The 11,423-nt window shown below is 69.2% G+C and carries 7 protein-coding genes; all 7 read left to right on the top strand.

Annotated elements, in window-relative coordinates; genetic code table 11:
* A partial coding sequence (locus tag ACTWQN_RS14900; RefSeq protein WP_443204043.1) for a methionine adenosyltransferase domain-containing protein occupies window positions 1–503 on the top strand: 503 nt, incomplete at its 5' end.
* 139 nt (window positions 504–642) lie between these two features.
* Window positions 643–1,617, top strand: coding sequence for a carbohydrate kinase family protein (locus ACTWQN_RS14895; protein ID WP_443204042.1), 975 nt, complete (start codon window positions 643–645; stop codon window positions 1,615–1,617).
* A 22-nt stretch (window positions 1,618–1,639) separates the two neighbouring features.
* A complete protein-coding gene (metH, locus tag ACTWQN_RS14890; RefSeq protein ID WP_443204041.1) occupies window positions 1,640–5,206 on the top strand; it encodes a methionine synthase in 3,567 nt (1,188 codons plus the stop codon).
* 50 nt (window positions 5,207–5,256) lie between these two features.
* On the top strand, window positions 5,257–6,714 hold the full coding sequence (gene ahcY, locus ACTWQN_RS14885) for an adenosylhomocysteinase (protein ID WP_443204040.1): 1,458 nt from the start codon (window positions 5,257–5,259) through the stop codon (window positions 6,712–6,714).
* A 196-nt stretch (window positions 6,715–6,910) separates the two neighbouring features.
* Window positions 6,911–7,804 (top strand): methylenetetrahydrofolate reductase, encoded by an 894-nt coding sequence (locus ACTWQN_RS14880; RefSeq protein WP_443204039.1) that lies wholly within the window; start codon window positions 6,911–6,913, stop codon window positions 7,802–7,804.
* Between the two features lie 740 nt (window positions 7,805–8,544).
* Complete coding sequence (locus ACTWQN_RS14875) at window positions 8,545–9,888, top strand: wax ester/triacylglycerol synthase family O-acyltransferase (RefSeq protein ID WP_443204038.1); 1,344 nt, start codon at window positions 8,545–8,547, stop codon at window positions 9,886–9,888.
* A 63-nt stretch (window positions 9,889–9,951) separates the two neighbouring features.
* Entirely contained in the window at window positions 9,952–11,409 is a 1,458-nt protein-coding gene (locus ACTWQN_RS14870) for a carboxylesterase/lipase family protein (RefSeq protein ID WP_443204037.1), read from the top strand.
* Window positions 11,410–11,423: the final 14 nt, after the last annotated feature.

Raw genomic sequence — 11,423 nt, 5'->3', positions numbered from 1 at the left:
CCGACACCCGGCTGCTGGTCAACCCGACCGGCCGGTTCGTCGTCGGTGGTCCGATGGGTGACGCGGGGTTGACCGGGCGGAAGATCATCGTCGACACCTACGGCGGCATGGCCCGCCACGGTGGCGGCGCGTTCTCCGGCAAGGACCCGTCGAAGGTGGACCGCTCGGCCGCCTACGCGATGCGCTGGGTCGCCAAGAACGCCGTCGCCGCGGGCCTGGCCAACCGCATCGAGGTGCAGGTCGCGTACGCGATCGGCAAGGCTGCTCCGGTGGGTCTGTTCGTGGAGACCTTCGGCACCGAGAACGTCGACCCGGTCAAGATCCAGGCCGCGATCAACGAGGTCTTCGACCTGCGTCCCGCGGCCATCGTGCGTGACCTGGACCTCTTGCGGCCGATCTACGCGCAGACCGCGGCGTACGGTCATTTCGGACGCAGTGACGTCGATCTGCCGTGGGAGCGCACCGACCGGTCCGAGGCGCTGAAGAGCGCAGCGGGCATCTGACGTCGATCGACGAGGCTGTCGCGCAATACTGCGGGGCGTGGTGGACCGCGCCCCGCAGTCTGGTGTGGCGGCCCAGGGTCCAGTAGAGCTTCGAGGTCGGGGCTGAAGCGGCAGCCGACCCTGGTGAAGGAGTGTTGCAGTGCGGATTGCGGTGACCGGTTCGATCGCCACCGACCATCTGATGTCCTACCCCGGTAGGTTCACCGACCACCTGGTGGCTGATCGTCTCCAGCAGGTGTCGCTGTCGTTCCTGGTCGACGAACTGGAGGTGCGGCGCGGCGGGATCGCGGCCAACATCACCTTCGGCCTCGGCCAGCTAGGCGTCGGGTCGGCGCTCGTCGGTGCGGTTGGCCAGGACTTCGACGAGTACCGCGGGTGGCTGGAGCGGCACGGGGTGGACACCGCCTCGGTGTACGTCTCCGGGACCAAGCACACGGCGCGGTTCCTGTGCACCACCGACACCGACCACAACCAGATCGCCTCGTTCTACGCGGGCGCGATGGCCGAGGCCCGCGAGATCGAGCTCAAGCCGGTCGCCGACCGGCTCGGCGGCCTGGACGTGGTGGTGATCTCAGCCAACGACCCGGACGCGATGCTGCGGCACACCCAGGAGTGCCTGGACCGCGGCTACCGGTTCCTCGCCGACCCCGGCCAGCAGCTGGCCCGGATGGAGGGCGAGGCGATCCGCAAGCTCGTCGAGGGCGCCGAATACCTGTTCACCAACGAGTACGAGCACGGCCTGCTGCTGCAGAGCACCGGCTGGACGCACGCCGAGGTGCTGGAGCGGGTCGGCATCTGGGTGACCTCGCTGGGCCCCAAGGGCGTGCAGGTGGAGTCGAGGTCGGAGCCGACCCTGGAGGTCGCACCGCCGAAGGAGAAGCAGAAGGGCGACCCGACCGGGGTCGGGGACGCACTCCGCGCCGGGTTCCTGGCAGGCTTGACCCACGGTCTCGGGATGGAGCGGTCGTTGCAGCTGGGGTGCACCTTGGCCACCGTGTCGCTGGAGACCGACGGACCGCAGGAGTACCAGGTCGAGTCCGACTCGTTCGTCGCCCGCATTGCCGAGGCCTACGGCGACTCTGCGGCGGCAGAGGTCGATCCGAAGCTTCGCTGAGATACGGGGGAGTAGTACGGGCATGGCAGAGCGGCAGAACGATCCGAGCGGGTTCCTGACCGCCGTCGGGGAGCGGGTCCTCGTCGCCGACGGCGGCATGGGCACCGCGTTGCAGGCCTTCGACCTGACGTTGGACGACTTCGCCAACCTGGAGGGCTGCAACGAGATCCTGAACGTCACCCGGCCCGATGTGGTGTCCTCGATCTACCGGGGCTACCTGGAAGCGGGCTCGGACGCGATCGAGACCAACACCTTCGGTGCGAACCTGGCCAACCTCGCCGAGTACGACATCCCGGAGCGGATCCGGGAGCTGGCCGAGACCGGTTCGGCGCTGGCCAGGCAGGCCGCCGACGAGTACGCGACCCCGGACCGGCCGCGGTTCGTGCTCGGCTCGGTCGGGCCTGGCACCAAACTGCCGACGTTGGGCCACGCGCCCTACACCGCGCTGCGCGACGCCTACGTCGAGCAGGTGCTCGGCATGCTCGACGGCGGCATCGACGTGGTGCTGGTGGAGACCTCGCAGGACCTGCTGCAGACCAAGGCCGCGATCGTCGCCGCGAAGCGGGCGATGGCCCAGGCCGGTCGGCGGCTGCCGATCATCGCGCAGGTCACCGTGGAGACCACCGGGACGATGCTGGTCGGCTCGGAGATCGGTGCCGCGCTGACCGCGCTGGAGCCGCTGGGCATCGACCTGATCGGGATGAACTGCGCGACCGGCCCGGCCGAGATGAGCGAGCACCTGCGGGTGCTGGCGCAGAACGCGCGGGTGCCGATCTCGGTGATGCCCAACGCCGGCCTGCCGCAGCTTGGCCCCAACGGGGCGGTGTACCCGCTGCTGCCGGACGAGCTGGCCGAGGCGCTGTTGGGGTTCGTCAACGACTTCGGCGCCCGGCTGGTCGGCGGTTGCTGCGGCACCACCACCGAGCACGTGCGCGCGGTGGTCGAGGCGGTCGGCGCGCTGGCGCCCGCGCCGCGCACCCCGGACTACGTGCCTTCGGTGTCGTCGATGTACCAGGCGGTGCCCTTCGAGCAGGACGCCTCGATCCTCAACATCGGCGAGCGGACCAACGCCAACGGGTCCAAGGCGTTCCGCGAGGCGATGCTGGCGGGCCGCTACGACGACTGCATCGAGATCGCCAAGGCCCAGACCCGCGAGGGCGCGCACATGCTCGACCTGTGCATCGACTACGTGGGCCGCGACGGCGCGGCGGACATGCGGGAGCTGGCCGGTCGGTTGGCGACCTCCTCGACGCTGCCGATCATGGTCGACTCCACCGAGCCGGAGGTGATCCAGACCGGACTGGAGCACCTCGGTGGTCGCTGCGCGGTGAACTCGGTGAACTACGAGGACGGCGACGGTCCGGACTCGCGGTTCCAGAAGGTGATGGGCCTGGTCGCCGAGCACGGCGCGGCGGTGGTGGCGCTGTGCATCGACGAGGAGGGCCAGGCCCGCACCAGGGACTGGAAGCTGCGGGTCGCCGAGCGGCTGATCGCCGACATCACCGGCAACTGGGGCCTGGTCGAATCCGACATCATCATCGACTGCCTGGTGTTCCCGATCTCCACCGGTCAGGAGGAGGTCCGCAAGGACGGCGTCGAGACCATCGAGGCCATCCGGGAGCTCAAGCGCCGCCACCCCGAGGTGCAGACCACGCTCGGTCTGTCCAATGTGTCCTTCGGGTTGAACGCGGCGGCGCGACAGGTGCTCAACTCGGTGTTCCTCAACGAGTGCCGGGACGCCGGGCTGGACACCGCGATCCTCAACGCCTCGAAGATCCTGCCGATGAGCAAGATCCCGGATGAGCAGCGGCAGGTCGCGCTGGACCTGGTGTACGACCGGCGCCGCGAGGGCTACGACCCGTTGCAGAAGCTGATGGAGCTCTTCGAGGGCCAGACCGCGAAGTCCAGCAGTGCTTCGCGGGCCGAGGAGTTGGCGAAGCTGCCGCTGTTCGAGCGCCTGGAGCGGCGCATCGTCGACGGCGAGCGAAACGGGCTGGAAGCCGACCTGGACGCGGCGATGGGTGAGAAGCCACCACTGGAGATCATCAACGCGAACCTGCTGGCGGGTATGAAGGTCGTCGGCGAGCTGTTCGGTTCCGGGCAGATGCAGTTGCCGTTCGTGCTGCAGTCCGCTGAGGTGATGAAGGCCGCGGTCGCCTACCTGGAGCCGCACATGGAGAAGGACGATGCCGGTGGCAAGGGCAAGCTGCTGCTGGCCACCGTCAAGGGCGATGTGCACGACATCGGCAAGAACCTGGTCGACATCATCGTGTCCAACAACGGCTACGACGTGGTCAACATCGGCATCAAGCAGCCGATCAACGCCATCCTGGAAGCCGCCGAGGAGCACGAGGTCGACGCCATCGGCATGTCCGGCCTGCTGGTGAAGTCCACCGTGATCATGAAGGACAACCTGCGGGAGATGAACTCCCGGGGCATCGCCACCAAGTACCCGGTGCTGCTCGGCGGCGCGGCGCTCACCAGGTCCTATGTGGAGAGTGATCTCGACGAGCTCTACGAGGGCGATGTGCGTTACGCCAAGGACGCCTTCGAGGGCCTGCACCTGATGGACCGGCTGATGTCGGTCAAGCGCGGCGACAACCCCGCGGCGGACGCGGCGGAGGAAGCGAAGAAGGCCGAGCGCAAGGCACGCCGCGAGCGGTCCCTGCGCATCGCCGAGAAGCGCAAGGCCGAACAGGGCGAGGAACCCGGCTACGACGACACCACGCGATCCGATGTGGACGCCGACTCGCCGGTGCCCACGCCGCCGTTCTGGGGCTCGCGGGTGATCAAAGGCGTCGCGGTCGCCGACTACCTGGCACTGCTGGACGAACGGGCGACCTTCTTCGGGCAGTGGGGCCTGCGCGGCGCGAAGAAGGGCGAGGGACCGTCCTACGAGGAACTCGTCGAATCCGAGGGCCGACCGAGGCTGCGGCACTGGATCGACGAGCTGTCCACCGCGGGCATCCTGCAGCACGCGGCGGTGGTCTACGGGTACTTCCCGTGCGTGGCCGAGGGCAACCACCTCGTGGTTCTGGACAAGGACGAACCGGACGCCCCGGAACGGCACCGCTTCTTCTTCCCCCGGCAGAAGCGCGACCGGCGGTTGTGCCTGGCCGACTTCTTCCGCAGCCGGGAGCTGGCCGAGCAGACCGGCCAGGTGGACGTGCTGCCGGTGCAGCTGGTCACCATGGGTCAGCCGATCGCCGACTACGCCAACGAACTGTTCGCCCGCAACGCCTACCGGGACTACCTGGAGGTGCACGGCATGGGCGTGCAGCTCACCGAGGCGCTGGCCGAGTACTGGCACCGGCGCGTGCGGCGGGAACTGCGGTGGGCCTCCGGCGGTTCGGTGGCCCAGGAGGACCCGGCCGACGTCGAGGAGTTCTTCAAGCTCGGCTACCGGGGCGCGCGGTACTCCTTCGGCTACGGCGCCTGCCCGGACATCGAGGACCGGGCCAAGATCGTCGATCTGCTGGCGGCCGAGCGCATCGGCGTGGTGCTGTCCGAGGAGTTCCAGCTGCACCCCGAGCAGTCCACCGACGCGATCATCGCCCACCACCCAGAGGCGAAGTACTTCAACACCTGATTCCGCTGGTACGACACCCGTAACCAGATGGGGCAACGAGAAAGGAAACCATGAGCGCGAAGCTGCAGCAGGCAGGCGGCCTGGAGTTCGCCGTCAAGGACCTGGCGCTGGCCGAGGCCGGGCGGCACCAGATCCGGCTGGCCGAGCACGAGATGCCGGGTCTGATGGCTACTCGCGAGGAGTACGCGGCCGCGCAGCCCCTGAAGGGTGCGCGGATCGCCGGTTCGCTGCACATGACGGTGCAGACGGCGGTGCTCATCGAGACCCTGGTCGCGCTGGGCGCCGAGGTCCGCTGGGTGTCCTGCAACATCTTCTCCACCCAGGACGAGGCCGCGGCCGCCGTCGTGGTCGGCCCGAAGGGCACCCCCGAGAAGCCCGCGGGCGTCTCGGTGTTCGCCTGGAAGGGCGAGACGCTGGAGGACTACTGGTGGTGCACCGACAAGCTGTTCCGGTTCGGTGACCAGGGTCCGAACATGATCCTCGACGACGGCGGCGACGCCACCCTGCTGGTGCACAAGGGCGTCGAGTTCGAGGCTGCCGGTGCGGTCCCGCAGCCCGGCGCCGACGACCCCGACGAGTACAAGGTGATCCTGGAGACGCTGCGGGCCAGCGTCGCCGCCGACGGCGACCGGTTCACCAAGATCGCCCGCGAGATCAAGGGCGTCACCGAGGAGACCACCACCGGCGTGCACCGGCTCTACGAGCTGGCCAAGACCGGTGACCTGCTGTTCCCGGCGATCAACGTCAACGACTCGGTCACCAAGTCCAAGTTCGACAACAAGTACGGCTGCCGCCACTCGCTGATCGACGGCATCAACCGCGCCACCGACGTGCTCATCGGCGGCAAGGTCGCGGTGGTCTGCGGCTACGGCGACGTGGGCAAGGGCTGCGCCGAGTCGCTGCGCGGGCAGGGGGCTCGGGTGATCGTCACCGAGATCGACCCGATCTGCGCCCTTCAGGCGGCGATGGACGGCTACCAGGTCACCGTGCTCGACGACGTGGTGGATACCGCGGACATCTTCGTCACCACCACCGGCAACTTCAACATCATCACCGCCGAGCACATGGCGCGGATGAAGCACCAGGCGATCGTCGGCAACATCGGCCACTTCGACAACGAGATCGACATGGCCGGTCTGGAGAAGGTGCCGGGCGTCCGCAAGCAGGAGATCAAGCCGCAGGTGCACGAGTACGTCTTCGCCGACGGCCACTCGATCATCGTGCTCTCCGAGGGACGGCTGCTGAACCTGGGCAACGCCACCGGGCACCCGAGCTTCGTGATGTCGAACTCCTTCACCAACCAGACGATCGCGCAGATCGAGCTGTTCACCAAGCCGGGTGAGTACGACAAGCAGGTCTACGTGCTGCCCAAGCACCTCGACGAGAAGGTCGCGCGGCTGCACCTGGACGCGCTCGGTGTCAAGCTGACGACGCTGAGCAAGGAGCAGGCCGCCTACATCGGCGTCGACGTGGATGGCCCGTACAAGCCGGACCACTACAGGTACTGATCGATCGAGGAATGTCGACGCGGCTTGCGCAGCGGAACCTCCGGGTCGTCTCGACTCCGGGATCCCCGGCATCGGGTACGTCCCGGGGCTGCCCTAGCGAGACGACCCCGGAGCACCCGCGGCGGTCCGAGCTGCGAGGGTGGGCCGAGCGGCCGACGCCGCTCGCAACGACGTACTTGGGGAGAGGAGACCAGGCATGACCCGGGTCATCGACCGGTTGCGCCCCGGACAGACGGTGTTCTCGGTGGAGTTCTTCCCGCCGAAGTCCGACGAGGAGGAACGCCAGCTGTGGCGGGCCATCCGGGAGCTGGAGCCGCTGGACCCCGCCTACGTGTCGGTGACCTACGGTGCGGGCGGGTCCAGCCGAGACCGCACGGTGCGCACCACCGGTCGGATCGCCAGCGACACCACACTGGTGCCGGTGGCGCACCTCACCGGGGTGAACCACTCGATCGCCGAACTGCGGCACGTCATCGGCTCGTACGCGGCCGAGGGCATCCGCAACGTGCTGGCGATCCGCGGCGACCCGCCGGGCGACCCGATGGGCGAGTGGATTCCGCACCCGGAGGGCATCACCTACGCCGAGGAGTTGGTGCGGCTGGTGCGCGAGTGCGGTGACTTCAGCGTGGGCGTCGCGGCGTTCCCACACCTGCACCCGCGTTCCCCGGACCTGGAGTCCGACACCCGGCACATGGTCGACAAGTTGCGGGCGGGGGCGGAGTTCTCGGTGGCGCAGATGTTCCTGGAGCCGGAGTACTTCCTGCGGCTGCGGGACCGGTTGGCGAGCCGGGGCTGCCACCAGCCGCTGCTGCCGGGCGTCATGCCCATCACCACGCCGCGCGTGCTGGGCATGACCACGCAGTTGAGCAACATGACCATCCCGGACGAGGTGTCGGCGGTGCTGGATCCGTTGCGCGAGGACGCGGCCGGGTTCCGGGCGGCCGGGCTGGAGATCACCACCCGGCTGTGCGAGAAGCTGATCGCCGAAGGCGTACCGGCGCTGCACTTCTACAGCCTCAACCGGGCCAAGGCCACCCGCGAGGTGGTGGCCAACCTCGGGCTGACCGATGGTGTCCTGAAGGCCGCCTGACCGAGGCAACCGAAACCCCGCCGCTCCCGGATCGATCACCGGGCGCGGCGGGGTTTTCGCGTGTCCGCAGGGAAATTTCGCCCGGTTCACCGGACTCGGCGTTCCGGGTGAGGTTGGTCACGCGCGGCGGCCGCCGGTGCCGACCCGGCTTGTGGCGCGGTGTTATTGAATCCGCTCGCGCCGCCCGTGCCGTGCCGCCGGAGTGCATTCTTGTGGGTGACCGGCAGCGGCGAATTGGCACCCACCGGAGCGATCAGCGGGCGAGTCGGTCCGGGCTGGCTTGCGGGCACCCGTTTCCAATGTTCCACTTTTTCGCTAGGGTCGACGCACTCGAAGTGTTCCCCGAAGTGCATTTCGAACTATTGTTGCGTAGCCACGTGCAACGTTGCACTGGATCAAAACCGGCCCGGCAAAAAGCGCCGTCGAGTGCTGCCCGCGCGACCGGAAGGACCACGTCAGTGCCGTTGCCACCAGTGTTGCCCAGTCCGGTGTTGCCCAGGCCAGGTTTGCGCGGTCCGGTGTTGTCCAGCCCCGAGCACCCTGTTGAAAATGAATTCTTTTCCGCGTCCGCCGAACGATCATTCGAGCCGCTCGGTGCTCAGCTCACCGCCTGGATCTGCCGGTCGCTGGGGGTTTCGGAGTCGGAAACAGTTTCGTAACCCGGCTGACCAAATTTGCGAATTCCCTATTTGTTCGATTCCGGCAACATTTTCGAGTTTCTTCTGCGGTGAGGTGCGGCGATGACGACCACGTGCGAGGTCAGTGCACTGGACTGGGCGTTCCTGTGCCTGGAGCAGGACACCGCGCCGATGCACGTCGGTGCGGTCGCGGTGTTCCACCCGGCGAGGCCGGTTGATCGGGTCGAGCTGGCGGCGTTGCTGGCCGAGCGGGCCCAGCGCATCGTCCGGCTGCGGCTGCGGCTGGGCCGGTCGTGGCTGCCGGGTCAGGCCCACTGGGCCGAACAGCCGGACTTCGACGCCGCCGAGCACGTGCACAGCCACCAGGTGCCGTCGCCGGGTGGTCGCGAGGAGCTGGCCGCACTGGTCGCCGAGCTGATCGCGGACCCGCTGGACCGGCGGCGTCCGCTGTGGGAGCTGCACCTGATCACCGGGCTGGACGGCGACCGGTTCGCGGTGCTGGTGAAGTTCCACCACGCGCTGGCCGACGGCCGGGACGCCGTCGAGGTCGGGCTCGGGCTGCTCGACGGTTTCGCGCCGGGCTCGGCCGCCCAGGCGCGCCCGGCGCCGCCGCGCAACCCGATCGGCGACGCGCTGGAGATGTTCCGCCGACCGCAGCAGCTGATCGACACGGTGCGCGGCACCCTGTCGAGATCCGGTGAGTCGCTGGGCATCGCCTCGTCCGTGGTGCGCAACATGCGGGTGCCGATCCCGGATTCCCCGCTGCGCGCCGCCTCGTCGGCCGCACGCCGGGTGGCGTTGATCCCGATCGACCTCGCCGACCTGCGCCGGATCCGCGCCCGGTACGGCGGCACCACCAACGACGTGATGCTCGCGGTGCTCGCCGGGGCGCTGCGCAGGTGGCTGGCCGCCCGCGGCCAGCCCGTCGAGGACCTTCCGGTGCGGGCGCTGATCCCGGTGTGCCGCCGCCGCAGCGGCAGCGGCGCGCGGGGGAACAACCAGCTTTCGGGTTACCTGTGCGACCTGCCGGTGGGCGAACCGGATCCGGTCGCGCGGCTGCGCACGATCCGGGCATCGATGGGCCGCAACAAGAGAGCGGGTCCGCTGCGCGGGCCCGGCGCGTTCCCGGTGCTGGCCGGTCGGGTGCCGCAGATCGTGCACCAGGTGGCCACCCCGCTGGCCGGTCAGGGCGCGGCGCTGCTGTTCGACACGGTGATCACCAACGTGCCGCTGCCGGACTTCCCGGCGGAGCTGGGCGGGGCGGAGCTGGCCGAGGTCTACCCGGTGGCGCCGCTGGCGGTCGGACACGCGTTGGCCATCGCCGTGTCGCAGTTCCGCGGCACCGTGCACGTCGGGGTGCAGGCCAACCGCGCCGCCCTGCCGGACCTGGAAAAGCTCAGCGAGGCGCTGCCGCTGGCGGTCGCCGAACTCGACGACCGGTCGTGAACCATGCACGACATCGACCGATTACGCCCGACACGGCCTCGTTTTTGGTGGTTGTATGGCGGCATGGATCTTGTTGTGCGGACCGAGTACGGCGCGGTGCGGGGTAGCGCCGACGGTGAAGTGAGCGTGTTCAAGGGGATTCCGTACGCGGCGCCGCTGGACGGGCCGCGTCGGTTTCAGACGCCGGTGGTTCCGGATTCTTGGGACGGGGTGCGGGACGCGTCGGCGTTCAGCGCGTCGGTGCCGCAGCCCCCGATGGGGCTCGATCTGCCGTCGCCGTGGCAGCCCGGCGACAGCACCGACTGCCTCAGCGTGAACGTGTGGACCCCGGATCGGGGCGGCGGGCTGCCGGTGATGGTCTGGATCCACGGCGGGGCGTTCCTGGCTGGCAGCAGCGGCGCCACGTCCTACGACGGGTCGCGGCTGGCGAGTTCCGGCGTGGTCGTGGTGACGGTGAACTACCGGGTCGGCTACGAGGGTTTCGGCTGGGTCTCCGACGCACCGGCCAACCGCGGCATCCTGGACCAGCTCGCCGCGCTGCGCTGGGTGCGCGAGAACATCACCGCCTTCGGTGGCGACCCGGGCAACGTGACGATCTTCGGCGAGTCGGCCGGTGGTACCTCGGTGGCGGCGCTGATCGCCGGTTCGGCCGGGCGCGGCCTGTTCCGGCGGGCCATCTCGCAGAGCCACGGCTCGCTGTACTGCGGAGTGGACGAGGCCCGCAAGATCGGCGAACTGATCACCGGCCAACTGGAGGTGCCCGCCACCGCCGAGGCCCTCGGCGAGCTGCCGTCGGAGGTGATCCACCAGGCGCAGCTGCCCGCGATGGCGGAGCTGAACCAGAACCGGTCGGCCTGGACGAACTCCACCCCGTACTCGGTGGTCTTCGACGGCGAGGTTCTCGACGACCTGCCGTGGGTCGCGCTGCGCGGTGGCGCCGGTCGGGGCGTCGACCTGATCAGCGGCTTCAACACCGACGAGGCTCGATTGTTCACAGTGGACCTGCCTGCGGAGGCCAGCGATCCGGCCGCGATGGCGCAGGGCCTGCGGCTGGCGGCATCGGTGGTGGACGAGTACCGGGCTGGCTATCCGGGAATCTCGGATGCGGACCTGTATTCGTTGCTGCTCAGCGATCAGCTGTTCCGGATGCCGTCGCTGTGGTGCGCCGAAGGGCACGCCAGCGCCGGTGGCCGCAGCTACCTGTACGAGTTCGCGTGGCCGACCCCGGCGCGCGACGGGGCGCTGGGCGCCTGCCACGGGTTGGACGTGCCGTTCACCTTCGGCATCGCCGGAGGCGAACTCGCCCAACCGATGTTCGGCGGCGAGGCCCCACCGGAGTTCGAGGAGCTGTCCGGGGAGATCCGCAAGGCGTGGACCTCCTTCGCCGCCACCGGCGACCCGGGATGGCCCGCCTACACCGCGACCGATCGCCTGACCCGGATCTGGAACGTCCCGTCCGCGGTGGCCGCCGACTCGATCAAGACGTCCCGGGAGATCTGGCAGCACCACTTCCCGGCGTGACGGCCCGGGACCTC

The sequence above is a fragment of the Saccharopolyspora antiqui genome (genome assembly GCF_052246905.1).
GTDB lineage: Bacteria > Actinomycetota > Actinomycetes > Mycobacteriales > Pseudonocardiaceae > Saccharopolyspora.
This window is presented reverse-complemented; position numbering and strand designations above follow the sequence as displayed.